General features: G+C 65.0%; 21 protein-coding genes and 1 pseudogene. 10 read left to right on the top strand and 12 right to left on the bottom strand.

Annotated features, from left to right (window positions below; genetic code table 11):
- The first annotated feature begins 10 nt into the window (after positions 1 to 10).
- From PCA20602_RS25940 to PCA20602_RS05580, 3 genes are all read left to right on the top strand, one after another.
- A complete protein-coding gene (locus PCA20602_RS25940; RefSeq protein WP_246182046.1) occupies positions 11 to 901 on the top strand; it encodes a response regulator in 891 nt (296 codons plus the stop codon).
- Positions 894 to 2,441, top strand: coding sequence for an ATP-binding protein (locus tag PCA20602_RS05575; RefSeq protein ID WP_150720338.1), 1,548 nt, complete (start codon positions 894 to 896; stop codon positions 2,439 to 2,441). The genes PCA20602_RS25940 and PCA20602_RS05575 overlap by 8 nt, the downstream gene beginning before the upstream one ends.
- A gap of 111 nt (positions 2,442 to 2,552) precedes the next feature.
- Entirely contained in the window at positions 2,553 to 3,986 is a 1,434-nt protein-coding gene (locus tag PCA20602_RS05580) for a chloride channel protein (protein ID WP_150720339.1), read from the top strand.
- Here the strand turns inward: PCA20602_RS05580 and tam are convergent.
- The 7 genes and pseudogenes from tam to PCA20602_RS05615 form a co-directional block, all read right to left on the bottom strand.
- Positions 3,917 to 4,729, bottom strand: a complete 813-nt coding sequence (tam, locus tag PCA20602_RS05585; protein WP_246182047.1) for a trans-aconitate 2-methyltransferase — start codon at positions 4,727 to 4,729, stop codon at positions 3,917 to 3,919. The genes PCA20602_RS05580 and tam overlap by 70 nt on opposite strands.
- Before the next feature lie 43 nt (positions 4,730 to 4,772).
- Complete coding sequence (locus tag PCA20602_RS25945; protein WP_246182048.1) at positions 4,773 to 5,657, bottom strand: anti-sigma factor family protein; 885 nt, start codon at positions 5,655 to 5,657, stop codon at positions 4,773 to 4,775.
- Positions 5,650 to 6,354 (bottom strand): RNA polymerase sigma factor, encoded by a 705-nt coding sequence (locus tag PCA20602_RS05595; RefSeq protein ID WP_174980824.1) that lies wholly within the window; start codon positions 6,352 to 6,354, stop codon positions 5,650 to 5,652. The genes PCA20602_RS25945 and PCA20602_RS05595 overlap by 8 nt, the downstream gene beginning before the upstream one ends.
- Before the next feature lie 121 nt (positions 6,355 to 6,475).
- Positions 6,476 to 6,748 (bottom strand): cupredoxin domain-containing protein, encoded by a 273-nt coding sequence (locus PCA20602_RS05600; protein ID WP_343032010.1) that lies wholly within the window; start codon positions 6,746 to 6,748, stop codon positions 6,476 to 6,478.
- A gap of 210 nt (positions 6,749 to 6,958) precedes the next feature.
- Complete coding sequence (locus PCA20602_RS05605) at positions 6,959 to 7,834, bottom strand: M23 family metallopeptidase (RefSeq protein ID WP_174980826.1); 876 nt, start codon at positions 7,832 to 7,834, stop codon at positions 6,959 to 6,961.
- A gap of 282 nt (positions 7,835 to 8,116) precedes the next feature.
- Positions 8,117 to 8,985, bottom strand: a pseudogene (locus tag PCA20602_RS05610) (GAF domain-containing protein).
- Between the two features lie 124 nt (positions 8,986 to 9,109).
- Positions 9,110 to 10,270 (bottom strand): acyltransferase family protein, encoded by a 1,161-nt coding sequence (locus tag PCA20602_RS05615; protein ID WP_150720343.1) that lies wholly within the window; start codon positions 10,268 to 10,270, stop codon positions 9,110 to 9,112.
- Between the two features lie 257 nt (positions 10,271 to 10,527).
- On the opposite strand from PCA20602_RS05615, the gene PCA20602_RS05620 reads away from it, so the two are divergent.
- Complete coding sequence (locus PCA20602_RS05620) at positions 10,528 to 11,208, top strand: phosphatase PAP2 family protein (RefSeq protein ID WP_150720344.1); 681 nt, start codon at positions 10,528 to 10,530, stop codon at positions 11,206 to 11,208.
- A gap of 427 nt (positions 11,209 to 11,635) precedes the next feature.
- The gene (locus PCA20602_RS05625) at positions 11,636 to 13,327 is read left to right on the top strand and encodes a PHA/PHB synthase family protein (RefSeq protein WP_150720345.1); all 1,692 of its coding nucleotides are present in this window, start codon (positions 11,636 to 11,638) and stop codon (positions 13,325 to 13,327) included.
- Here PCA20602_RS05625 and PCA20602_RS05630 read toward each other — a convergent pair.
- Together PCA20602_RS05630 and phbB are read right to left on the bottom strand one after the other, a co-directional pair.
- The gene (locus PCA20602_RS05630) at positions 13,309 to 13,908 is read right to left on the bottom strand and encodes a hypothetical protein (RefSeq protein ID WP_150720346.1); all 600 of its coding nucleotides are present in this window, start codon (positions 13,906 to 13,908) and stop codon (positions 13,309 to 13,311) included. The two genes, PCA20602_RS05625 and PCA20602_RS05630, sit on opposite strands and share 19 nt — an antisense overlap.
- A 41-nt stretch (positions 13,909 to 13,949) precedes the next feature.
- Positions 13,950 to 14,693 (bottom strand): acetoacetyl-CoA reductase, encoded by a 744-nt coding sequence (gene phbB / locus PCA20602_RS05635; RefSeq protein WP_150720347.1) that lies wholly within the window; start codon positions 14,691 to 14,693, stop codon positions 13,950 to 13,952.
- 722 nt (positions 14,694 to 15,415) lie between these two features.
- Here phbB and PCA20602_RS05640 point away from each other — a divergent pair.
- From PCA20602_RS05640 to PCA20602_RS05655, 4 genes are read left to right on the top strand one after another with little or no spacing between them, the layout of a single operon-like run.
- The gene (locus tag PCA20602_RS05640) at positions 15,416 to 16,630 is read left to right on the top strand and encodes an efflux RND transporter periplasmic adaptor subunit (RefSeq protein ID WP_150720348.1); all 1,215 of its coding nucleotides are present in this window, start codon (positions 15,416 to 15,418) and stop codon (positions 16,628 to 16,630) included.
- Positions 16,627 to 19,827 carry an efflux RND transporter permease subunit gene (locus PCA20602_RS05645; protein ID WP_281354626.1) on the top strand — a complete coding sequence of 1,067 codons (3,201 nt, stop codon included), beginning with the start codon at positions 16,627 to 16,629 and terminating at the stop codon, positions 19,825 to 19,827. The genes PCA20602_RS05640 and PCA20602_RS05645 overlap by 4 nt, the downstream gene beginning before the upstream one ends.
- Positions 19,824 to 21,404, top strand: a complete 1,581-nt coding sequence (locus PCA20602_RS05650) for an efflux transporter outer membrane subunit (protein ID WP_150720349.1) — start codon at positions 19,824 to 19,826, stop codon at positions 21,402 to 21,404. Before PCA20602_RS05645 ends, PCA20602_RS05650 begins: the two co-directional genes overlap by 4 nt.
- Entirely contained in the window at positions 21,401 to 22,051 is a 651-nt protein-coding gene (locus PCA20602_RS05655; protein ID WP_150720350.1) for a TetR/AcrR family transcriptional regulator, read from the top strand. The genes PCA20602_RS05650 and PCA20602_RS05655 overlap by 4 nt, the downstream gene beginning before the upstream one ends.
- A 51-nt stretch (positions 22,052 to 22,102) precedes the next feature.
- Here PCA20602_RS05655 and PCA20602_RS05660 read toward each other — a convergent pair whose 3' ends face one another.
- Genes PCA20602_RS05660 through PCA20602_RS05670 form a run of 3 tightly spaced genes read right to left on the bottom strand, consistent with a single transcriptional unit; the run spans position 22,103 to position 24,554 of the window.
- Complete coding sequence (locus PCA20602_RS05660; protein ID WP_150720351.1) at positions 22,103 to 22,777, bottom strand: DUF1028 domain-containing protein; 675 nt, start codon at positions 22,775 to 22,777, stop codon at positions 22,103 to 22,105.
- A 27-nt stretch (positions 22,778 to 22,804) separates the two neighbouring features.
- Positions 22,805 to 23,251 (bottom strand): RidA family protein, encoded by a 447-nt coding sequence (locus tag PCA20602_RS05665; RefSeq protein ID WP_150720352.1) that lies wholly within the window; start codon positions 23,249 to 23,251, stop codon positions 22,805 to 22,807.
- 28 nt (positions 23,252 to 23,279) lie between these two features.
- Positions 23,280 to 24,554, bottom strand: a complete 1,275-nt coding sequence (locus tag PCA20602_RS05670; RefSeq protein ID WP_150720353.1) for a flavin-containing monooxygenase — start codon at positions 24,552 to 24,554, stop codon at positions 23,280 to 23,282.
- A gap of 227 nt (positions 24,555 to 24,781) precedes the next feature.
- Between PCA20602_RS05670 and PCA20602_RS05675 the strand changes: the two genes are divergently transcribed.
- Positions 24,782 to 25,711, top strand: a complete 930-nt coding sequence (locus PCA20602_RS05675) for a LysR family transcriptional regulator (protein ID WP_150720354.1) — start codon at positions 24,782 to 24,784, stop codon at positions 25,709 to 25,711.
- Positions 25,712 to 25,886 lie beyond the last annotated feature (175 nt).

Consider the following 25,886-nt stretch of genomic DNA (forward strand, 5'->3'; position numbering starts at 1 on the left):
CTCTTCATCGATGACTTCTTCGCCCCCTTCGCCCACTTCGCCCGCCCATGCCCGCCTGCTGATCGTCGACGACGATCCGCAAATCCGCGATCTCCTCTCGGACTATTTACGGGAGTCGGGCTTCGATGTCGCAACGGCCGCCGATGGCGTTCAGATGTGGGCGCAGTTGGCTGCACGTCCGGCCGATGTGGTCGTGCTCGACCTGATGCTGCCCGGTGAGGACGGGTTGTCGCTGTGCCGTCAGTTGCACGCGCGCGGTGATGTCTGTGTCGTGATGCTCACCTCGCGCAGCACCTTGCTCGACCGCATCGTCGGTCTCGAAGTGGGTGCGGACGATTACCTGCCCAAGCCGTTCGATCCGCGTGAGCTGCTCGCGCGCGTGAAGGCGGTGCTGCGCCGTGGCCCGCGTCTGCCGCCGGGCAGCGCGCAAGCCGCGGCGACGTCGGCGATGGGCAGCGCGCCGCCGGGGGCACCTTCTGCATCGTCGGCGCCCGGGGGGCCGAGCGCTCCCGTGCCGCACGCACGCGCGTTCTCGTCGACGCCGCCCATCGCACCGCACACGTTGCCGTCGCAGGCCGCGTTCTTCGATTTCGACGGCTGGCGTCTCGACACGCTCGCCCGTCAGCTCATTTCGCCCGAGGGGCGTGTCATCACGCTTGGCGGCTCCGACTACCGGACGTTGCAGGCGCTGGTCATGCACCCGCATCGCCCGCTATCGCGAGACTTCCTGCTCGATTGCGCCTTCGGTCGTCATGGCGCGGCCAACGACCGGGCCATCGATGTATGCGTGAGCCGTCTGCGCGCGCATCTCGATATGCGCGCGCGCCCGTCTCCTTTGATTCGCACCGTGCGTAACGAGGGCTACATGCTCGCGGCCGACGTGGTGGCCTCCAGTGTCTGACGCTTCCCGCACGACGTCCGCACGTCAGGAAGTCAGCCAGTCGTTCGCGGCCCGCTGGCTTCGCAACGCACGGCGCTACGTCGGCTGGCCCCGCACCCTCTCCGGTCGGCTCGCGCTGATTCTCGTGATCGGCATGCTCGCCACGCAACTCGTCACGGGCACGGTGTGGTTCGACGCGCGCTATGGCCGCGTGGCGGAAGTGCCGGTGCGCTCGGGCGGCGCCCGCATCGCCGACGCCGTGAAGCTGTTCGATGTCGTCCCGCCGGCAGAGCGCGCTGCACTCATGCAGCGTCTGCGGGCGACCGGTGTGGAGGTGCGCGAGATCGATACGCCCGCGCATGAGCAAAGCATGTCGCACTTCTCGGACGATCTGTTCGACAGCGTGCTGACGTCGCAACTCGGCCCCGCGCATCCGTTCGTCGCCCATCCCGTCGTGCTTTACGACGACACCGGCGAACCGCTGGCGCTCGCCACCCTGCTGCGCGCACATGCACCGACGGCACACCTGGCGGCCGACGTTCGCCTGCAAGACGGGCAGTGGTTGTCGCTGGCAGTCGTGGCCGGTCAGGCGGGACTGGACCTGCGCCCCGGCGCCGCGTTTGCCGACTACTTCGTACGCATCTATCTGGCGCGCATTTTCGCGGTCATTCTGATTGCGGTCATTGCCGTGCGAATCGCGCTGCGTCCACTGGCCCGAATGTCGGCGGCTGCCGACCGGCTCGGTCGCGACATTCACAGCCCGCCGCTCGATGAGAGCGGGCCGGTGGAGGTGCGCCGCGCCGCGCAGACGTTCAATGCCATGCAGCATCGCCTCATCGAAGCGATGCAGGCCCGCACTGCGTTCCTGGCCGCCGTCTCCCACGATCTGCGCTCGCCGCTCACCCGCTTGCGCTTGCGCGCCGAAACGTTGAGCGATCCGGTGCAGCGCGAGCGCTTTCGTCAGGACCTGATGGAGATGGAAGCGATGATCGCGGCGTCGCTCGATCACGTACGTGGCGTACCCAGCGGCGAGGCCCTGCGCGACGTCGATATCGACGCCCTGCTGCACGCCGTGGCCGAAGACGCCCGCGAGACCGGCGGAGATGTGCGCGTGCGTGAGCAGAGCGTGAGCGGCACCGTGCGGGGCTATCCGCGAACGCTGCGTCGCTGCGTTCAGAATCTTGTCGACAATGCACTGCGCTATGCAGGCGGATGCCGCCTGTCGGCACATCTGTCGGCGCAGGGGACGCATCTCGAGATCATCGTGGAAGATCGCGGTCCGGGCATTCCGGACGCGGAGCTGTCAGCAGCAGTGGAACCCTTCGTCCGGACGGGCGTGCATCGGCGGTCGTCGAGTCAGTCGTCGAATCAGGCGCAGGGCGCTTTCGCTGCCGGACCGGACGGCGCCGGTCTTGGCCTTGCCATCGCCCGCACCATCGCACAGGCCCACGACGGCTCGCTCATCCTCTCCAATCGCCCGGGCGGCGGCCTGCGCGCCGAACTGCATCTGCCTGTCGCGGGTCCGGACATCACCCTCGACACACATACGAAATACTCATAAATTACAACAGAACATTCATTTCTCTTATGCTGCGACGCGCCATAAAATCCGGGTATTCCCTTATCCACCCGGTCAGGACGTCGGCCCCGACGTCAACCAGGACGCAGCAAAATGAATACCACGCAGGTCACGCAAGACACCCTTCCTACGATTCCCACGACAGGCCGCGCGCTGGCGGCTCCAGCAACGAACGGCCGTGAACCGGCGGCGACGAGTACTAGCGACGTTCGGGCGACGCCGCTCGTTACGCTGGCCATCGTCACGGTACTCACCGGCGTGGGTGCGGGTATCGGCGGGACCTTGCTCGCCGCCCTGCTCCACATCGTGCAGCATCTCGCCTTCGGTTACGCGCAGGATCAGGTCTTCGGTGCACAGAGTTTCCTCACCGGCGTGACAGCCGCCTCTGCCGAACGTCGGTTCGCCGTATTGACGTTATGCGGCGTGGTCGCCGGGCTCGGCTGGTACGCCGTGCATCGCTACGGCGCGAAGCTTGTCTCCATCAAGGAAGCCGTGGGTCGCGCCCGCCCCATGCCGGTGGGCAGCACGCTTGCGCACGCCCTGCTGCAAATCGTGACGGTCGCGCTCGGCTCGCCGCTGGGACGTGAAGTCGCCCCCCGGGAAATCGGAGCATTGGTGGCCGACCAGCTCGCGCGTCGCGCGGGACTGTCGACGGAGCATTGCCGCCTGCTGGTCGCCTGCGGCGCGGGCGCCGGACTGGCGGCCGTGTACAACGTGCCGCTCGGTGGCGCGATCTTCGTGCTCGAAGTGTTGCTCGGCACCTTCGCCTGGCGTGCCGTGCTGCCCGCGTTCGCCACCTCGGCAATTGCCGCCGCCGTCGCGTGGATCGGCATGGGCGCGGAGCAGCAGTACACGATCCCCACGTTCGACGTGACGGCACCGCTGGTCGGCTGGTCGCTCGTGTGCGGCCCGCTCGTCGGCGTGGCGGCCTGGGCGTATGCGCGTCTGACGGAAAGCGCGCGCGCCAACGCACCGCGTGACTGGCGCGCGCCGGTCTTCGCACTCGCCAACTTCATGGTGTTGGGGCTGATCATCGCGTGGTACCCGCAGTTGCCGGGCAACGGCAAAGGACCGGCATCGCTCGCATTCAACGGTGAGCTGGTGACAGCGCTGGCCTTCGTGTTGCTCGTGCTGCGCGTTGCCTTCACGTGGAGCAGTCTGCGTGCCGGTGCGGCCGGAGGATTGCTCACACCGGGGCTGGCCAACGGGGCGTTGCTCGCCGTCGTGCTTGCGGGTGTGTGGAACGGCGCGCTGCCGCAGGGATGGGAGATGAGCGTGGCGCTCGGCGCGGCAGCCCTCATCGGGGCCACCGCATTCCTTGCCGTGTCGATGCGCATGCCGATCACGGCCGTCGTGCTGGCGCTGGAATTCACGCACGTGAATCAGGACTTCCTCGCGCCGATGTTGCTCGCTGTCGCCGGTGCCGCCTGCACCGCGCGCTGGCTCGATCAGCGTGTTCAGCGTGTTGCGACGACGAAGAGTCGCGGGAACGGCAGCAGCACCGTGCCGTCGGCCAACGCCGGATAAGCCTTCGCAATTTCCTCGGTGTAACAATTCAGGAAGGCTTCACGCGAAGCGTCGTCGAGTTTCGCGAGGAACGGACGCAACGCGCTGCCCTTGAACCATTCGACCACCGCCGGAGCGCCGCCCGCGAGCGGGTGATAGTACGTCGTGCGCCAGATGTCGACGCGCGAGCACAGCGCGCGCAGCATCGGGTAATAGAACGTGGCGCCATGACGCGCGGTGCGCTCGGTCCCCTTGAGCGTATCGGCCCAACGCGGATCGGCGGCGACTTCGCGCATCAGCTGGTGAGCGGGTTCATCGAGGTTGTCGGGTGTCTGCACGGCCAGCGATCCGCCCGGCGACAGACAATCGATCAGACGCGGATACAACGTCTCGTGATCGGGCAGCCATTGGAGCACGGCGTTCGCGAGAATCGCGTCGAACGGACCGTCTTTCCATTTCCCGATATCGGCAACGTCGAAATGAAACTGCGGCAGACGCTTGCGCGCCGCGTCGACCATATCCTGCGAACTGTCCAGACCATGCACCTGTGCCTGCGCGTAACGCGCGGCCAGCACTTCGGTCGAGTTGCCGGGACCGCAACCGATATCCACCACACGTGTCGCCTCACGCCCGGGAAGTTCGGGAATGGCGGCCACGAGATCACGCACGGGACGCGTGCGCTCGTCTTCGAACTTGACGTACTGAGACGCCTGCCACGCCGGGTTGGTGGGACCAGTGGCGGGGAACATCGTGTTTTGCGGCATGAATCGCTCCATCGGGGGCTGTCGATCGATAGCCGTCACGATATCAGGTCGCCGCCTGCAATGCCTCCACAAAAACGCGCAGGTGCGAGGGTTCTGCGTCGGTGATCGCCCAGTACGTCATCCCGTTTCGCCGCCAGCGCGCGATCGCATAGCCGTCAGCGCCCGAGATCATGGGCGCGGCGGACGCCTTGTCACGTGCCGGATACACGTAAAGATCGATCGGATGTTTATCCGTGTGATAGATGAGAACGGCCACCGTGCGCTGGCCGACGTAGTCGAGCCTGCCCCCCGCCAGCGGGAACCCCTTGGCCGACAGATCGACCACCGGCGGCGCGTAATCGAGACGTCCGTTGAACCACGGTTTGACGGTGTGCTGATCGGTCGAGACGACATCGATAGGATGCTGCGACAACAGGGCGCGCACGTGACTCGATACGATTTCCTGCGGTTGCAGTCCGGTCGGCGTTTGCGGATCGGGCGTCGGCGCGGGGACCGGCGGACGCCCGACGAGCAGCGCCATCGCCACGGCAAGGCCGCCGAGAATCGCGCCGCCCGCGCCACCGAACAACCACGGCGCCAGGCTCGATCCCCATGCGAGGTCGACGGGCTTGCCGGAGGGCTTCGGCACGTTCGGCGCATTTGACGTAGTCGACGAATGCGATGGCTTGGGTTCGGATTTCGGTTCAGGCTTCGGTGTGGACACCGCATCGGCCGATGACGCCGCCGTGTCCTGCGCTGACGTCGCACGACGTTCGGCTTGCGTCAACTCGTCGCGCAGACGCTCGCGCAACGCCTGCGGCGCCTTGTAATGCAACGAACCGTCGCGCAGCATCTTGCCCAGCGTCGTGTCCTCGTTGCGAGCGGTTGCCGATCCCGCATCGTCGGACGACGTCGCGGCAGCGTCTCTGGGATCGTCGGGCTTATTCATCGCGTCCTCCCCGGTGAGTGCCGTCGAGCGGCAGACGTGTGTGACGAGCGAGCGGCGTCACCTGGGCAGATGTCGACCTCGCATCTCCCGGCGTTGGCGTTTCTTGCCTGCCTTGCGCGGCACGTGCGGCACGTGCGGCACGTGCGACAAGCACTGCCGCAGCGAGCATCTGCCGGCCGCGCGCCAGACGCGACATGACCGTGCCCGCCGGCACCCCCACGATCGTCTCGATCTCCCGGTAGCTCATATCTTCCATCTCTCGCAAGACCAGCACTTCGCGATACACGACCGGCAACGTGGCCAGCGCATCACGCACGAGCGCACACTCGTCGCGGCGCACCGCCAGCATCTCCGGATCGCCGGGCGCAGCATCGTCCCAGCCGGGTAAATGCCCTTCGCCATGCAAGCCATGGGTGGATTCGTCGAACGGGGTGCCGTCGGCACCATCGGAGCGGCGACGCCACTCGGTCAGCCACGTATTGCGCACGATCGCGAGCAGCCATGCGCGAGCGTTCTCGCCGCGAAAGCCATCGAAGAACCGCAATGCACGCAGATAGGCCTCCTGCACGATATCGTCCGCATCGCTGGCACTGCCCGACAGCCAGCGCGCAAGGTTGTATGCCGCATCGAGATGCGGCAAGGCCAGTGCTTCGAATCGTCCTGACTCCGCAGCGCCGGATGGATCAGCGTCGGTCACCGGGATCTCCCGAATGAGGGCAGCGCAGTGCCCGGGTGAGCGTACGAGTCTGACCGACGCTGCATGACTATGCGAAACAACGTCGATGAGCGCATTGAATCACATCTGCACCGCGAGGCGATCATTTCACGACGATCACGCCCGTCATGTGCGGGTGGATTGCACAGAAGTACGGGTACGTTCCCGGCTTGTCGAAGGTAAAGGCGTAAGTGTCGTCAGTGTCGAGTGCGCCCGACGCAAACACGCGCGGCGTGGCGGTACTCGTGACCGTGTGCGGTTCGTCGTCGCGGTTGGTCCACGTAACGGTCGCGCCCGCTTTGACCGTGAGTGTCGCGGGCGAGAACGTGAAGTTGTCGATGTGCACCGCGTCGTTCACGAGCGCGACGAAATGCACGCCGCGCTGATCGAAGCTGTACCAGCCCTTGCCTTGGGCATCGCTGCGAATGCGCTCGATGGCCGACGCAAGCGTGGCGGCCGGATCGGGATTCGGCGCCTTGTTGAAGCCGATGTGACCAGAGGTCGCAAGCGCCGTTACCTGAATTACCGGTGCAAGTGCCGTTTTATTCCCGAAGGCAGGAAAGCGATGTGTCGGGCAGCGATAACGTCACATCGGCGCGAAGTTCCAGCGCGCGCCGCCGACACGCCCGCTCGTGCCGATCGACGTCGCCGGTCCGTGGGGTTGCCAGTGGACTTGCCATGCCGGCGCGGCCGGCGCGACGCTCTGACAATCGTCCTTACCCGACGCCTGGCCCGCGGACCTGCCGCCGCCAATGGCCTTGATCGTCCCCCGGGTCAACAAAGGCTTCGGATCGACCGGATTGCCGTTACGCCGCAGTTCGAAATGCAGATGCGGCCCGGTCGCCATGCCGGTCTGCCCCACGGCACCGATGTGGTCGCCCGCCTTGACCACATCGCCCACACGCAGATCGCGCGCCGTGGCGGACAAATGCGCATAGAGGGTCTCGCTGTCATACCGGTGCGCGATCACGATGTAATTACCGAAGCCGCGGCGCTGGGCGCCAATGAATGTCACCTTGCCATCGGCTGCGGCCACGACCGGCGTGCCCTTCGGCGCGGCAAAATCGATGCCGTCGTGGCGATGCGACACGCGTCGGATAGGGTGGCGACGCGCCCCGAAGTTCGAGCTCATGCGCGCCCCTTCGACCGGCATGACAAACGACTTGGACGTTCGCGATTGCGCCGTGCCGGTCACGCGTTTCGTGGTCGGGAACCATACGCTCTGCCCCGGCGCGGCGAAAACCGGGAGAGATGCGACTGGCGAGAACTCACCGCAGAGACGTCCTTGCAGGCGGGTGTGCGCCGTCGGGAGGAGCGGCGATAGTGCAGCAGGCAGCGGCGCGACCGATTGCATCGATGACGTCGTCAGACGTGAATGCAGCGGCAATGCGCCCCCCTCCGCCAGCGCGGGCAACGGTGCCGCAAGACATAACCAGACCCACGCACCGGGCAAAAGAGACAAGGATGCGCCCTGCTTGACTGAGCGTCGCGCATGGTCGTCCGGCACGGTGTCGATACACGGGGCGGAAGGGTTGGAAGACGCGCAGGAAGCAGAAGACGGCGGACTTGAAAAAGGCATCGCTCGATAGACTAAATCAGAATCGACGCAGTCTACGGGCCACAGGAGCGCAAATTGATGGGAAAAGACCCAAACGACACGCAACTAGCGGCCAAAACACCGAAAATTGGGACTTAGCACACCGCAATGAGCGTGATCGAGAGGTCTGAGGCAAGCGTCAACGACTCAGCGCCGGACACCAGGCCGCGTACGTTTGACGGCATACATCGCCTCGTCGGCATGGTCCATCAGCTCGATCATGTCGGTACCGTCGTCCGGCAGCATCGCAATGCCGACGCTCACGCCCAGTTCCAGCGTCTTCCCCTCGAACTCGAACGGTGCGCCGACCTCCTGCGCGAGCCGTTCGCTGTGCGCCACGGCGTCGGCACGCGAGTGGATGCCACACAGGATCATGCCGAATTCGTCGCCGCCCACCCGCGCGATCGTGTCGGAACGTCACGCCGTGGCGTTCATGCGTTTGGCGGCAGCACGAATGGCGGCATCCCCGGCGCGATGGCCGAATTTGTCGTTGATGGGCTTGAGCCCGTCCATATCGATGTTCAGAATGCCGAGCCGTGACGAGGAACGCAGCGCGAGATGAACCGCCTGACGCAGGCGGTCGTAGAACAGCGCGCGGTTGGGCCATCCCGTGAGCGCATCGTGCGTGGCTTGCAGATACAACTGGCTGGTCTCGAATCGTGCCGCATGAAACATGGCGGCGGCGATGAGTTCGCTCATGAGTTCGAGCGTGCGGACATCGGCATCGGGAAACGCGGACGGTGTCGGCGCAAAAATCTTGAGCACGCCGACGGTCGTGTCCAGATGCTTGAGCGGCGTGACGATCATCGAGCGCAGACCGACCTTGCGGCAAGCGTCGCGATCCACACGCGGGTCGGTTTCCGAGTCGTCGCAACGGAGAATCTCGCCGGTCTTCACGCATTCAGATCCTGAACCCGCTCCGTCACGAAGGACATCACGCCCCCAAGGTCCAGGCCGAGTTTGGCGATTTCGGTCTGCGTCTTCACGATCTCCAAAAGCGTATGACTTTCGGGCATCACACTCACGGCGTTATGGCTCACAACCCATCCTGTTCATCAAAAAGCGTGAACCCGGAATGTGCCATCGCACCTTCGGAATTTCATGCCGGAATAGCAGACGGTGTGGGTCAGTGTCGGCGGCTCACAACGCACCGGCAGGCGTCGCCGCGGTTTGACGCGGCAACAGGCGGCGGGCCGCCGGCGTGCTGACATGCCGGTGCAACGCGCCGCCGAGCAGCGTGCAGACGACCAGCACGGGAAGGTAGACGAGGAACGTCCAGCGCATATCGCCGTTCGCCAGCGAACGATAGGCCGGCGTGACGGCCAGCACCACAAACATGTGGCTCAGATAGATTTCGTAACTCCATCGCCCCATTTGGGTGAGCCAGCCGAAGCCGCGCGGCACCGCACGCGTCGAACCGTGTACCGCCGCCAGCCACAACGCCGCACTCGCGCAGAGCAGCAACATGACGTGGTCGTGCATGAGCGGCCACAAGACATCTCCGTAAAAAACGACGGCAAGCAGTCCGAGCACACCCAGCGCACCGAGGCCACGGGCAACGGCGCGTGGCAACGTCACACGCTGCATGGCCAGCGCCGTCAACACGCCCCATGCAATCGCCGCCATGCCAGGGAGATACGCTTTCTCCTGCCATATCTCGTTGCCCTGGAGCGCAGCGCGCGTCCATGGCAGCGACATCGCGAGCGCCACGAGCGCCAGCACGCGCCACGGCCCGCGCAGCACCAGACAGAGCAGCGGGAACGCAAGATAGAAACACTCTTCGATGGACAGCGACCACAGCACGTCCCATCCGCCGGGCAACCAGTTCGTGCGCCCTTCGTACCAGTTCAGCGTCATGGTCAGCGCTGCGGCCAGCGCGCCGGGCAGCGATTGCCCCGGCTTGTTGATGACGAAGGTCGGCACGTCCAGCAGATGCATGACCGACAGCACTGCCAGCAACAACAGCAATAGCGGGAAGATGCGCACGGCGCGCAACGCGTAGAAATGACGCCAGCGCATGGCGTCGAGCGAACCGTAGCGCTCAAGCGACCGGCGCGTAATCACGAAACCAGAGATGACAAAAAACACGAACACGGCTTCGTAACCGTTGAAACTGATGCCCTTGACGATGCGTTCGGGCAGCACGTCGCCCAGCAGACTCGGGCCGAGCGGCAGACGGAACTTGAGCGCGAGGTGGTGAACGACCACGAAGAGAATGGACAGGCCGCGCAAGAGGTCGATGCCGTCGTTGCGCGCGCGCCGGTGCGCCGCGTGGGGCGCCTGCGCCGAGGGAAAAACCATGAAGACTCCGGGAATGGTGCGCGGGGGGTCACACCGCAGACATCGTACTATGTGGAGGCGCCGACAGCACCCCATCGAATTCGACGGGTCACGCGCCAACGGAAAATCATGGCGGCCGTCGCGAACGATCGGGGCAACGGGTTGTCCGACGCCCTGAGTCCGCGCCGTCATATGACAATTTGTGCCTGTCACGATGGCGCGCGTAAGATATCGCTTTCGCCCGACGCCTTCTGCTGTCGGGCCGTCTTCTGGCAGTCATGTCTAACTTCTGGATCACCATTACCAATTTCGGCAGCGCCGCCGTCACGGTGCCGCTGGCCATCGCCCTCACCCTCTGGTTGCTTTCCGCACGCGCATGGCATGCCGCGTTCGCGTGGGTCGCGCTGTTCGGCGCCGGCTCGTTCGTCGTGGCGGTCTCCAAGGTCATGTTCCTCGGCTGGGGACTTGGGGTGCGCGAGATTGACTTTACGGGCGTGAGCGGCCATACGATGTTTGCCGCTACCGTCTACCCGGTCATTGCATGGTTGTTACTGCGCAATCTGGCATGGCCCTGGCGCGTGCTGGGCACCGTGGCGGCTGCCGCCGGCAGCGTCGCCGTGGGCGTCTCGCGCGTGGCCCTGTCGGCGCATTCGGTGTCGGAATCGATTGCCGGCTGCATCGTCGGGTTCTCGGTGTGCGCGGCGTTCGCATGGGTCACGCGCGGTGACGATGCGCCCAACCTGAAAACATTGCCGATGGCGGCAAGCCTGTTCGTGCTCGTGATGTGGCTGCACGGCGAGCGCGTACCGACACAGCGCTGGATCACGGAAATCGCCCTCATGATGTCGGGCCGCGATCAGCCGTTCAAACGTTATAGCTGGCAGGCGCGCAAACCGGCGCCGATGCCGGTACTGCCGGTATTCCCCTCGTCGACCGGAACCCCCGCGCCCGCGCACTGACGCGGCAAGCCGGGACAAGACAACAGCGCGCAACCGGTCACGGCCGATCGCGCGCAACTTGTCGCAGATCAGAACAGTCATACGTGGCGTGCGTTATATTCACCGAAACGCCCGACCCACGTCGAGCGATCGAACGGAGTTCGCCATGCCTGCTCGCAGTGACAAGACGTCCCGCTCCTTTTCAACGCGACCCGCCAAATCCGGCGCAACGTCGCAGTCACCACCGCCCCTCACCTCTGCCCCCGCCTCGCGGTCTCGCGGCACACCGAAAACCACCCGTCCGCCGACGCGGCGCGCCACCCCTCACGGCGTAACGCCCCCCGATGCTGCTGCCACGACGCCAGCGCCCAATCCGGTATCGAGCCAGCCGTCCACACCACATGCCTCGCCATCGACCTCGTTCACCGATCATCTCGATCGGGCCGCAATGGCGACGACCGCCCGTTTCACCGGCAACGTCTCCCCAGCCGCTGTCGCGCTCGCATGGGCGGATTGGGCCATTCATGCCGCGACCGCACCCGGTCATCAGTTGAACGTCTTCAAGGCGTTCGCCGCCATCGACAAGCCGGGCACAGCGCAGACAACCGACGCCAGCCCGCCCCCCGGGATGGATCGACGCTTTCGCGATCCGTCATGGGATCAGCCGCCCTTCTCGTGGCTGCGCGAGCGATTCTTGCGCACGCAACACTTCGTCGACGAAATGACGGGCGAGATCCCCGGGGTCGATCCGCATCACCGTGACGTGGTGCGCTTCATGGCGCGCCAAGCGCTCGACGTCTTCTCGCCGAGCAATCAGTGGTGGGCAAATCCCGAAGTGCTTTGCGCCATTCGCGAGACGCAGGGCCAGAACCTCGTGCAAGGCGTACAACGCTGGTGGTCGGACCTGAAGGACATGGCGGCCGGCAACGCGCCCGGTGCCGGCCCCGAGGCGTGCCGGGCGTTCCGCGTCGGTCACGAGATTGCCGCGACACCGGGCAAAGTCGTCTATCGCAACGCCTATTTCGAGCTACTGCAATACGCGCCGACGCAGGCGCAAACGTGGCGCGAGCCGGTGCTGATCGTGCCCTCCTGGCTGCTGAAGTACTACATTCTCGATCTGCAAGCGCAACACTCGCTCGTGCGCTATCTGGTCTCGCAGGGCCATAGCGTCTTCATGATCTCGTGGCATAACCCCGGGCCGCAGGATCGCGACCGGGGGCTCGACGACTATCTCGAATCGGGTTTGCTGAGCGCGCTGCGCGAGGTCCGGCGTCTGACGGGCAACGTGCCGGTGCATGCGTGCGGCTATTGCCTCGGTGGCACATTGCTCGCCATCGCGGCCGCGACGCTCGCGCGTCGAAACGGGACCCAGCGCGGACGTCAGACAGGAGACGACGCAAACGCGCTCGCCAGCGTCACACTGCTGGCCGCGCAGACGGACTTCAGCGAGCCGGGCGAACTCGGCCTGTTCATCGACGCCAGTCAGGTCGCGTATCTCGAAGCGATGATGTGGCGTCAAGGCTTCATCAGCGGCGAACAGCTCGCAGGCACGTTCCAGTTACTCAATTCGCGTGACCTGATCTGGTCACGGCTCATGCGCGACTATCTGCTCGGCACCCCGGCGCAGACCACCGATTTCACTGTCTGGAATGCGGATACGACGCGCATTCCAGCGCGATTACACAGCCAATGTCTGCGCGAGCTTTATCTGAACAATGCGCTGGCCACGGGCACGCTGAAGGTCGGCGGGCAACCGGTCGCGCTATCGGATATCCTCGTGCCGATGTTCGTCGTAGCGACCGAGCGCGACCATATCTCGCCCTGGCGCTCCGTCTACAAGATGCATCGGCTCTACAACGGAGATCTGACATTCGCTCTCGTCTCGGGCGGTCACAACGTGGGCGTGGTGTGTGAGCCGGGACATGCGCGCAGTCATCACCGGGTGGCCACACGCGTGGCGGGCTCGGCGTATCGCGATCCGGATGCATGGTTTGGCGCCACACCGGCCATGCAAAGTTCATGGTGGCCGGCCTGGCAGGCGTGGCTGCTGGCGCAGAGCAGCGGCAAATCCATTGCCGCGCCCTGGCCGCCTGAGAAGGCGCTACACGACGCGCCGGGGACTTACGTGCTGGAGCGATGAGCGTGGCTGCCGCCGCGCTTGGGCGGCACACGTCCATTGAGCGGCGACTGCTGCGCAGCGTTCGAGACAGCGGCCTCGGTCGCCTGAGCGGCCTCCGTGGACATACGACGCCACGCGTCCATCGTGCCCTGCGTGGCCTCGTTAAATGCCTGGAACCACTTCTGCAACGGCGCTTCGGCCGCTTGCGTGGCAGCGCCCGCTGCGGTGCCGGCACCGATCAGGTCGGGCAACGTCATCGCCCCGGCCATGCCGTGCTGAAGTTCTTCGCCCGTCTTGCGGCAATGCTCGGCCCAGAGCAACTGGTTGTTCGCGCAGACCGCGAGCCATTCGCGCCAGAACTCGTTTTGCTGCGCCAACTGCCCATTGAGCAATTGCAGATGGGCGGTCACCAGACCATTGAAGTCCTTCGCGCCGCCAAGCGACTTGGCCGCTTCGGAATGCGCCTTGAGCAGTTCGGTATCGCGTTCGACTTGCAGTTGGTGCGTGCGTTGCGCGGCTTCCAGCAAAATTCCATAGGCGCCCAGTGCGCTGGCGGTACCGAGCTTGACCAACGCCAGTGCCGGGTTCGTTTCCTTTGACATCGTGACTCTCCTAAGTAAGTAGTTAGCTGCGTCGCTACGCGTCACTCCATATGCATGCCGCCGTTGATGGCGAGGTTGCTGCCGGTGATGAAACCTGCGTCGTCGGACACGAGGAAGGCGATGAGCGCCGCGACCTCGTCGGGGCGCCCCAGACGTCCGACCGGAATCTGCGGAAGAATGCGCGATTCGAGCACTTCCTGTGGCACGGCCGTGACCATCTTCGTGGCGAGATACCCCGGAGAAATGGTGTTGACGGTCACGCCGGATTTGGCGACTTCGAGCGCCAGCGCCTTGGTGAAGCCGTGCATCCCGGCTTTCGCCGCCGCGTAGTTGGCTTGACCGAACGCCCCGCGACTGCCGTTGACCGACGAGACATTGACGATGCGCCCCCAGCCGCGCGCGACCATGCCGCCGAAAATGGGCCGCGTCATGTTGAAAACGCTATCCAGATCCGTACGCAATACCGACTGCCAGTCCTCGGCCGTCATCTTGCGCATGGTGGCGTCGCGCGTGATCCCCGCGTTATTGATGAGAATGTCCACCGGACCGCTGTCCGATTCGACGGCTTTCGCACAAGCCTCGCATGACGCGAAGTCGGCAACGTCGACACGATAGGCCGCGAACTCCCGGCCCGTCGCGCGCATGCGCTCGACCCAGCCTTCGCAATCGTGATTGTTGGGAGAACAGGTGACCGCGACGCGGTACCCGGCATCAGCAAGACGCAGGCTGATCGCTTCGCCCAAACCGCCCATGCCTCCTGTAACCAATGCTGTTCGTTTTGTCATGGCTATCCGTCTCTGGTGAGAGTCAGTCGTTAAACTTCGGATACATCCAGCATAGTCGCGAACGGCCGACTTGCTGTGGCAATCGACATCCCCGCATGTCCTTCGCTTGACCTCAGTCAAGCCGTAGCGCCGACGTTGCACTGTCTGCACCAAAAAGCCCGCCGCCGGCATCGATGTTCTGCGCCGCTCGCGTCGTGAACTGCCGGGTGTCTTCGCTACGATGTCGCCAGTCGTTGCAACTGGCCCGAGTGCGACTCGATGCGCGTGACAACGTTCCTCGGTTGTGACAATTTGTCCCGGTGAACAGCCATTCCGTGAGGCATTCGTCGACGTCCAATCGTCATATTGTTCATTGCATGCAATCTGACGTGATATTCATGTCGAGCGATCCGCTCACCCGTGCTCGCGAAAACGCGCGAGAACGTGACAGGCATCGTACTCCAAAATAATTTGTTGGTTGGCGATTCGCCCCCTGTCGACAACAATCCAATGACCCGCCCCTATCGATAGTCATAGGGGGGTCCAACGAACGTCGTTCACCCCGTTGCAGGGCGTGGGCAATCCATATATCATCGCCCGTAGATTTTTCCCGGATCACGCCGCTTTTGCTGACCGTCGCCTTGTCGCGCGCCAGCGCCCGCGTGGGAAATCCGGTTGTCACAAGCGTCGCAACTCGTTGTTTTTCCTACCGGATTCCTCATTTTGTGGGTCACGAGCGCATGATGTCCTTTCTGCCCGCCGTATTGTCAGACACCGCTGCGCGCCGCCGGCTTGCGCTGACGGTCGCTACCACCGCCATTGCGGCCGCCACCCTGGCCGCCTGTTCGCGCAAAGCGCCGCCGGAGCCGCCGCCGCGACCGGTCGTTGCGGTCGCCGCTCAGGTCGCCGAGCAAACCCCCATCGCGTCGTTGCCCGCACAGATCGAAGCGCGTTACACCACGCCGCTGTCGTTCCGCGTGGCCGGCAAGATCGTCGATCGCTCGGTACGTCTGGGCGATGCCGTCAAGGCGGGTCAGGTCGTCGCGAGGCTCGATCCGGCCGACCTCGCCAAGAGTGCCGCCAGTGCCAGTGCGCAACTCGACGCGGCGCAGCACCAGCTCGAATATGCAACGCAGACCGTGACGCGCGACCGCGCGCAGGCCCGCGAAAACCTGATTGCACCGGCGCAACTCGAACAATCCGAAAATGCTTACGCCAGCGCGCTGGCCCAGCGCAATCAGGCGAGTCAGCAAGCCGCGCTGGCTGGCAATCAACTGAGCTACGGCAATCTGAAGGCGGACCGCGACGGTGTCATTACTGCCGAGCAGGCCGATACCGGGCAGAACGTCAGCGCCGGACAACCCGTCTATCAACTGGCATGGACGGGCGACGTCGACGTTATCGCCGACGTGCCCGAAGTCGCGCTCGGCGCGTTCCGCATCGGGCAGACGGCGAGCGTCTCCCTGCCCGCCATTCCGGGCAAGACCTGGCAAGCGCGCGTGCGTGAAATCTCGCCGGCGGCCGATCCGATGAGCCGCACCTACCGCGCAAAGCTCTCCCTGCTCTCGCCAGGACCGGACGTGAAGCTCGGTATGACGGCCAACGTGGCCTTCGCACAGCCGCTCACGGCCCCGGTCGCGACGGCGGCAGCGGGAGCATCGGCACCGGCGGCGGCATCCGCGCCGTCAGCAGGCGCCGCTGCCGACGCTCACCCGATCACCCTGCCGTCCACCGCACTCTTCCATCAAGGCAATCAACCCGCCGTGTGGGTCGTCAAGCAAGACGACACGCTCGTGCTGCGACGCGTAACGATCGTGCGCTACGGCGAGCGCACCGTGACGGTTGCGGGCGGCATTCAGCCCGGCGAGCGCATCGTCTGGCAAGGCGTTCACACGGTCACCGCCGGTGAGAAAGTGCGCGTGATCGCGCCGCTGCATCCGGAGGACTTCGCGTCATGAGCACGCTCGACGGGAAACCGCCCGCGCCCCACGATCCGCAAGCCGCACCGAGCGACGAACCGAAGGATTACAGCCACGAAGAGGGACGCTTCAACCTCTCCGCGTGGGCCTTGCGCCATCGCTCGCTGATGATCTTCCTGATCGCGATGGCGACGATCTTCGGCATTCTGGCTTACTCGCGTCTCGCCCAATCGGAAGACCCGCCCTTCACGTTCCGCGTGATGGTGATCCGCACGTTCTGGCCGGGCGCCACGGCCAAGCAGGTGCAGGAACAGGTCACCGACCGCATCGCACGCAAGCTTCAGGAAATGCCCAGCATCGACTTCCAGCGCAGCTATTCGCGCCCGGGCGAGTCGCTGCTGTTCTTCTCGATGAAGGACTCCGCGCCCGCGAGCGAAGTGCCCGAGGAGTGGTATCAGGTGCGCAAGAAGGTCGGCGACATTGCCTACACGCTGCCGCCCGGCGTTCAGGGCCCCTTCTTCAACGACGAGTTCGGCGACGTCTACACGCACATCTTCACCCTCGAAGGCGACGGCTTCGGCCCTGCCCAGTTGCGCGACTACGCCGACGCCCTACGCACCGTGCTGCTGCGCGTGCCGGGTGTGGCGAAGGTCGATTACTTCGGCGATCAGGATCAACGTATCTACGTCGAGATCAGCAACACGCAGCTCACGCGGCTGGGCATCTCCCCGAACCAGATCGCGCAGGCTGTGAACGGCCAGAACGCCGTCTCGCCGGCGGGCACCATCGAAGCGCCGAACGATCGTGTCGTGGTGCGTCCGAGCGGCCAGTTCCGCAATGTCGACGAACTCGCCGACACGCTCATCCGGGTGAACAACCGCACGTTCCGTCTGGGCGACATCGCCACGATCAAGCGCGGCTATGTCGATCCGCCCGTCTCGGAAATGCGCTTCGGCGGCAAGCCCGTGCTCGGCATCGGCATCACCATGCAAAAGGGGCAGGACGTCGTTCACCTCGGCAAGGCGCTCGAGAGCACGATGGGCAACCTGCGCGCGCAACTGCCTGCCGGGCTAAAGCTCACCGAAGTCGCGAGCATGTCGCAGTCCGTGTCGCACTCGGTCGACGACTTCCTCGAAGCCGTGGCCGAGGCCGTGGCCATCGTGCTCGTCGTGAGTCTCGTCTCGCTGGGATTCCGCACCGGCATGGTCGTGGTGATTTCGATTCCGGTGGTGCTCGCCGTCACGTCGCTGTTCATGTACATCTTCGACATCGGGCTGCACAAGGTCTCGCTCGGCACGCTGATTCTGGCGCTCGGTCTGCTGGTGGACGATGCGATCATCGCCGTCGAAATGATGGCCGTGAAGCTCGCGCAAGGCTGGAACCGCAAGCGTGCCGCCGCCTTCGCCTACACCAGCACGGCGTTTCCGATGCTCACCGGCACGCTCGTCACCGTCTCCGGCTTCCTGCCGATCGCGCTGGCGAAATCGAGCACCGGCGAATACACGCGCTCGATCTTCGAAGTCTCGGCCATCGCATTGCTGGCGTCTTGGCTCGCAGCGGTCGTGCTCATTCCGTTGCTCGGCTACAAGCTGCTGCCGGAGCGTCCGCGCGAAGCGCATCATGGCGACGATCACGAGCACGAGGTCTACGACACCAGGTTCTACAACCGCCTGCGCGGCTGGCTGACGTGGTGCATCGAGCGCAAGATCATCGTGCTCGCCATTACCGTCGTGCTGTTCCTCATCGCCATGGCCGGGTTCTCGCTCGTGCCGCAGCAGTTCTTCCCCAGCTCCGACCGTCCTGAGTTGATGGTGGACCTGCGCTTGCAGGAAGGCGCGTCGTATCAGGCGACGTTGCGCGAAACGCAGCGCCTCGAAAAACTGCTCGAAGGCCGTAAGGAAATCGACCACACGGTGAGCTTTGTCGGCACTGGCGCACCGCGCTTCTATCTGCCGCTCGACCAGCAACTGCCGACGCCTAACTTTGCGCAGCTCGTGATTACCGCCAAGTCGGTGGAAGAACGCGAAGCACTGGCGCAGTGGCTCGAACCGAAGCTGCGCGAGGCCATGCCCGGCGTGCGCACGCGTTTGTCGCGTCTGGAAAACGGACCGCCGGTCGGCTTCCCCGTGCAGTTCCGCGTGAGCGGCGACGACATCGGCACCGTGCGCAAGATCTCCGAGCAGGTGGCGGACGTGATGCGCAACAACGGTGACACGGTGGATGTGCAATTCGACTGGGACGAGCCCTCGCAGCGCTCGGTGCGCTTCGAAGTCGATCAGCAGAAGGCGCGTGCGCTGGGCGTGAGTTCGACGGACATTGCGAACTTCATTGCCATGACGCTCACGGGGTACGACATCAGCCAGTATCGCGAGCGCGACAAGCTCATCTCGATCACGCTGCGCTCGCCCAAGGCTGAGCGTGTCGATCCGGCCAGGCTGGCCACGCTCGCCATGCCCACGCCGAACGGCCCGGTGCCGCTCGCCACGCTCGGACGCGTGGTCGACGAACTGGAATACGGCGTGATCTGGGAACGTGACCGTCAGCCGACGATCACCGTGCGCTCTGACGTCCGCGCAGGCAAACAAGGCATCGATGTGACCGAAGCCGTCTACAAAAAGCTCAGCGACATTCGCCGCGCGCTGCCTGTCGGTTATCGCATCGAGATCGGCGGCTCCGTCGAGGAGTCGGGCAAGGGTCAGGCGTCGATCAACGCGCAAATGCCGATCATGATCATCGCCGTGCTCACGCTGCTCATGATCCAGTTGCAGAGCTTCGCGCGCACCATGCTGGTGGTGCTCACCGCACCGCTGGGCATGATCGGGGTCGTGGCGACGCTGCTGCTGTTCGGCAAGCCATTTGGTTTCGTGGCGATGCTCGGGGTGATCGCGATGTTCGGGATCATCATGCGTAACTCGGTGATTCTCGTGGATCAGATCGAGCAGGACGTCGCGGCCGGGCATCCACGCTTCGACGCCATCGTGAGCGCCACGGTGCGACGCTTCCGTCCGATTACCCTGACGGCCGCCGCCGCCGTGCTCGCACTGATCCCGCTGTTGCGCAGCAACTTCTTCGGCCCGATGGCGACCGCGCTGATGGGCGGGATCACCAGCGCCACCATCCTGACCGTGTTTTTCCTGCCGGCGTTGTACGCGACGGCCTTCCGCGTGCGTCACGACGAACGCGCGTCGCATGCGGGCCATACGGCGTCCGCCAGCCCGCAAGGAGATCGCTCATGACCTCGCGCTTCGTTTTGCGCTCGCTGACGCAACCGGTTTCACGCCGGGTGCGCCGCCCCGCCCTGCTCGTGCCCATCGTGTCGATTCTGCCGCTCTGGCTCGGCGCCTGCTCGTTCACCCCGGGCGACAAGCCGCCGGCCATGCCCGCGCCGTCGCACTACGGCGTGAACGCCCTGCCCACGCAGACGGTCACGGCGCAGGGCGCGTCGCAACGGTTCGACGTCGGTGCGCCGCCGGTCAAGGCGTGGTGGCAGGCCTATCAGTCCGACACGCTGAACGCGCTGGTCGACGAAGGCCTGCGCAACAGCCCGAACCTGTCGTCGGCGGATCATGCCTTGCAGGCCGCGCGTGAGCAGTTGAAGGCACAGATCGGCTCGTCGCTGTTCCCGTCCATCGACATCGGCGGCGAAGCCGCACGTGAACGCAACCTGGGCATCCCGAACCTGCGACCGCCGACGGCCCTGTACAACATGTTCGTCGGCCAGATTCAGGCGCGCTACACCTTCGACTTCTTCGGCGCCTCGCGTTTCGCCAACGCCTCGCTCGCCGCGCAGGTCGACCAGCAGGCGTTCCAGCTCGAATCGGCACGTCAGGCGCTGGCGGCGAACATCGTCTCGGGCGCGATCAGCGCGTCGGTGCTCGGCGCGCAGGTCAAGGCGACCGAGCGTCTCGTCGATCTTGCACAGGCAGACGCCACCGATATGGCGCGCCGCGAAGCGCTCGGCGCCGTGTCGCGCGCCGACGCCCTCGCTTCCGCCCAGAACGCCGAGTCACTTGCGGCGTCGCTGCCGGGACTCCGGGCGCAATGGCAGTCCACTCGCCACGCGCTCGCCGTCCTGCTCGGCCGCACGCCGGATCAGGCGCCGGAGGATCTGGCGCTCGGGGAACTGAAGGTGCCGGGCACGGTGCCGGTCGTGGTACCGTCGACGTTGCTCCAGTCGCGACCCGATATTCAGGCGGCGGAAATGGCACTCAAGGCGGCTTCGGCCGAAGTCGGCGTGGCAACGGCGCAGATGTTCCCGAGCCTGTCGCTCACGGCATCGATGGGCAAAGGCGGCTTCAACTGGCCGACGGTCATGTCCAACGCCGGTTCGCTGTGGAGCATTGCCGCGTCGATCTCGCAACCGATCTTCCACGGCGGCGCGTTGCTCGCCCAGCGTCGGGCAGCACAGGCCACGTATGAAGCGGCCGTCGATCAGTACAAGCAGACGGTGCTGACGGCGTTCAAGAACGTCGCGGACACCCTGGCATCGCTCGAAGCGGACAATACGTCGCTGCTGCATGCCGACACCGCGAGTGCCGCGGCGGAGCAGATCTATCGCGACACCGCAGCGCGGGTGCGTCTGGGGGCCTTGCCGGTGTCGTCGGCGCGAGGCCGTGAGCAGCAGTACTGGAATGCCTATCTGACGACGGTGCGTGCAACCGGCGCGCGTTTGTCGGATACTGCGCTACTGTTTTACGCGATGGGGGTGCCGCCCGAGCCATCGGCCGATGCGGCAGCACCGGCCAGCGGGGCGGCAGCGACCGCACCGGCCGACGCACAGTCGCTCCCGTCGCAAGACGTAGCCAGACGATGACCGCCACACCCATTACGCGGGGCCGACGCCCCAAACACTTGCCCGATGGCCGCGCAGCCCTGCTGAACGCGGCCATCGACGCCTTCTCGCATCTCGGCTATGACGGCGCCAACCTGCGCGGTATCGCCGCTGCGGCAAAAGTCGACGCCAGCCTCGTGCGCGTGCACTTCGGCTCGAAGGAGCAACTCTGGCGCGCCTGCGTCGATACGCTCGAGGCCGCGCTCACGGCCCCCGTCGACAATCTGAAAGCGATCGCGGACGACACCGCCCGCCCGGTACGCGACCGGCTGCGCGACGCCATTGCACTCATTGCGGCCTACGCCGTGCAGCATCCCGAGCACAAACGCTTCATTTCCCTGCACGCCACGGAGACCGGCGAGCGTGGTGCGGTGCTGTACCGCCATCTGCTCGAACCGGTCTACAACTGCATGGAGAAGCTCATCGTGGAGGGGATGGCCGCCGGCGTGGTGCGCGCCGAGCACCCGGCCATGTATTTCTGCGTGCTCGCTCACGCGCTGCACCCGCCGCCCGGCTCACCGGTGCTGATGCAGGTGATTGCGCCGGAAGTCGGCGGCGAGGCCTTCGGTCCCGCCCTGCTCAAGCAGGTCGAGATGGTCTTTTTCACGCCGCCGGACACCGAAGGCTGAAATCGTCAGACGCCGGAACGTCGAAATTCCAGCCAGGCACGGCTCGAAACCTCATTCATCGCCCGGCACGCCATAGCTCGGCGCGGCCGTGGGATTCAGGGCGCGCGTCACATAATCCTGCATCTGCGGCGCGTAGGCGCGCCAGAGGCCGTGGAGCTGGCCGATGGGATCGTCGTCCGCCCAGTCCACCCGCAGATCGACGATGGGCCAGACCAGATCGCCCACGATCTTCATCGCCGCCGAATGCACCGGTCCGGCTTCGCCGCCAGCGGCGATCGCCGCGTGCATGGCCGCGAGCAGACGGTCTGCCAGCGGGCCTGTGGTCTGCTCGAACGCGGGCACCATCGACTCAATGACGCCAAGACTCGACAGCATGTTGCCCGCTGCCACGCACTGCCGCCCGGCCACCGCGTGATAGGTCCCGAGCGCCTGATAGCCACTGAAGTGCGCGGTGCGCCCCTGCGCGTCGACCACCGTCACTTGCCGGTATTCGCTCCACTGGCGCTCGGTCAGCGCGTCGCGCAAGGCGGTCTGCGGGTCCGCGCCCCCGGCGAGACGGTCGAGAATGTCCGGTCCGAGTGCAGGCAGCGTGACGTTCTGTGTCGCCACCGCGCCAACGTTCGCGCGCAGCCACGGACACCGTGCACCCACGGCAATGCTCGACGAGCTGATGGCGATACCGAGTTGTCCGGTCTGCTCACAGCGTCCGACAATGGAGAAAGTCATATGCGCTCCTTATGCGAGTGAGGCACGTCAGGCACGTTGGGAATCCTGCGGCGTCCAGCCTTCGGGAATCACCGCGATCACGTCGATTTCCATCAGCCACTCGGGTTGTCCGAGCGCGACGACCGTCAGCCCGGTGGAGATGGGAAACACGCCCTTGAGCCACTTGCCCACTTCGCGATAGACCGGCTCGCGATAACGCACGTCCGTCAGATAGGTCGTGGTCTTCACCACATGCGAAAGGTCGCTGCCCGCCTCTTCGAGCAACTGCTTGACGTTCTTCATCGCCTGCTCGGCCTGCGCGCGCGGATCGCCGAGACCGACGAGATTGCCCGCGAAATCGGTGCCGATCTGGCCACGCACGTACACGGTGTTCCCCGCGCGCACCGCCTGACAGAGATCGTTGTCGAGCGACTGATTCGGATACGTGTCCTTCGTGTTGAACATGCGGATACGGGTATGGGTCGGTTGGGTCATGGAAGGCTCCTCGGATCGTGATCGTGACTCAGTTCGCGACATTCGTCGGCGCGTCGTAGTAAGCGAGATATTTGCGTTGCGTCGCGATGTGCTCGGCGACATGTCGTGCGTCGTGCCACACGCCCCAGATGAAGGACGAGCCACGACGCGACAGCCACGGCAAGCCGAGGAAATAGACCCCCGGCTCCTTCGATACGCCACGCTGATGTTTGGGCTTGCCGCTATCGTCGAACGCATCGACTTGCAGCCACTGGAAGTCATGGACGTAGCCGGTCGCCCAGAGAATCGTGGTGACCCCGGCGTTCACCAGGTCCAACTCACCGAGCGGATGCGTCAGGCATTCGGGGTCGGCGGGAATGACACGGGCCTCGGGTTCTGCTGGAAGTTCGAGGCCATTGCGCGCCGCGTAGGCGTCGGCAGCGTCGAGCATCGACAGGTAGTTTTCGTCCCCTCGCGCGATGTTCTCGGCCAGATCGGGTGCAAAGCGCACCACGCCGCCATCGAACGATTGCGTGAGGCCCGTGAGCGTCACCCCCTGATGCGCCAGACGGCGAAAGTCCACCGTATGGCCACCGCGCGCGCCGCTCACGGCAATCGTCACATGCGCCTTGCCGGGCCGCATGACCTCGGCATCCCATTCGCCCAGCACCCCGAGCCACCAGCAGAAGTCGCGCCCGCGATAGCCGCGCGGCGGTCGGTCGTGCGGGCCGACCGACAAGTAGACCTGACGTCCTGAGCGCTGCAACTCGTCGGCAATCTGTACACCCGACGACCCGGCGCCGACAACCAGCACGTTGCCCGGGGGCAACTGCTCCGGATTGCGGTAATCGGCCGAATGCAACTGCGTCAGACGCTCGTCGCGGGGCGCGATGCCGGGAATCACCGGTCGCTGGAATGGCCCCGTCGCCACCACCACGCGAAGCGCCTCGTACCGGCCATCCGACGTCTCGACAGTGAAGCCCGGCCGCCCGACGTTCCTCACGACCTTCGTCACTTCCACGCCCGTGCGGATCGGCGCTTCGATCTTGCGCGCGTAATCCACGAAATAGTCCGCCACCTGCTCTTTCGATGCGAAACCATCCGGGTCGACGTCGGCAAACGTCATGCCGGGAAACCGGTCATGCCACGCGGGACCATTGGCGACGAGCGAATCCCAGCGTCCGGTGCGCCAACGCTCCGCAATGCGCGCGCGTTCCAGCACGAGATGCGGCACACCGAGCTTGCTCAGGTGCTCGCTCATCGCCACGCCGGCCTGACCGGCACCGACGACGAGCGTATCGATTGACGGGGTTTGCACTGTCATGGCTTGCGTCCTTCAGAAGGCAGAGAGTTGGCGAACCACCCGGGGGATGGGTCATTCGGGGCAATCTACGCGTGCGGACAGCATCCGAAAAATACATTTAAAAAATGCAGGGCATCGGATTTGACTATGCAGACTTTTTTTTCGGTTTCACAATGCCGTCGAATCATGCCGCCCGCGATTTGCCGCCCGATATGCCGCCTTATTTACCGCCTGATGGAGCGATGCCGATGGACAATCAGCCACTGCGCTACTCGCTGCGCCAACTGCGCTATTTCGTGGTCACCGCCGAGGTGCTGTCGTTCACTGCGGCGGCCAGACGGCTGCACATCTCACAACCATCCATCTCTACCGCGCTTGCGGATCTTGAAGTCTCGTTCGGCGTGCAGTTGTTCATCCGGCATCACGCGAGCGGGCTGTCGCTCACGCAAGCCGGGCGCGATCTGCTCGGGCAGGCGCGCAACCTGCTCAAGACGGCGGAAGAGTTACAGATGGCGGCCAAGGAGATGGATAGCGGCATGACCGGTGCGATTGCGCTGGGATGTCTGGCGTCACTCGCGCCGCCGCTGATGCCGGGCCTGATCAGCCGCTTCACGCAAGAGCACGCCGGTATTTCGTTTCGCACCGTCGAAGCGCATCAGGACGGCCTGCTACGCGGCCTGCACGACGGCTCGCTCGATCTCGTGCTCACCTACAGCCTCGATCTGAGCGAGGACATCGCGTTCACCCCGCTGCTGTCGCTGCCGCCGTACGCGATCCTGCCGCGCACACACCGGCTCGCCCGGGCACGCAAAGTGTCGCTGGCCGACTTGCAGTCTGAGCCCTACGTGATGCTCGATCTGCCGCACAGCCGCGAGTATTTCGCGGCGCTGTTCGATGCGGTCGGCACCCGGCCCGTGCCGGCCTTCCGCTCGTCGCAACCCGAGGTCGTGCGCGGCATGGTAGCGAACGGTCTGGGCTACAGCCTGCTGAATTTCCCACTCAAATCGACGCGCACGGTGGACGGCGAGGAATTCGTCATCAAGCGCTTCAAGGACAACGTCAACGCGCTCACGCTGGGCGTAGCCCAATCCCGCACGATGAAGCCGCGCCGGGTGGTCGAGCGCTTCGCGTCGTTCTGCGAGAACCACATCCGGCGACTCCATCTCACGCCGCAATGACTCGCCTGCTGCCTGATTCGCATCATCAGCATCGCGCATAGGTCCCCCCGGCATTTCAACGCTGCATAGGGAAAACCTTTGCCCTGTATCCGAAAACAATATTTTGGCTGGCAATTTGGCTTGATAGATTGATGTTCATGTTGAGCGCCGAACGCAAGGGACAGCAGCATGCCCC

This window comes from Pandoraea capi, from assembly GCF_902459735.1.
In the GTDB taxonomy this organism is placed as follows: domain Bacteria; phylum Pseudomonadota; class Gammaproteobacteria; order Burkholderiales; family Burkholderiaceae; genus Pandoraea; species Pandoraea capi.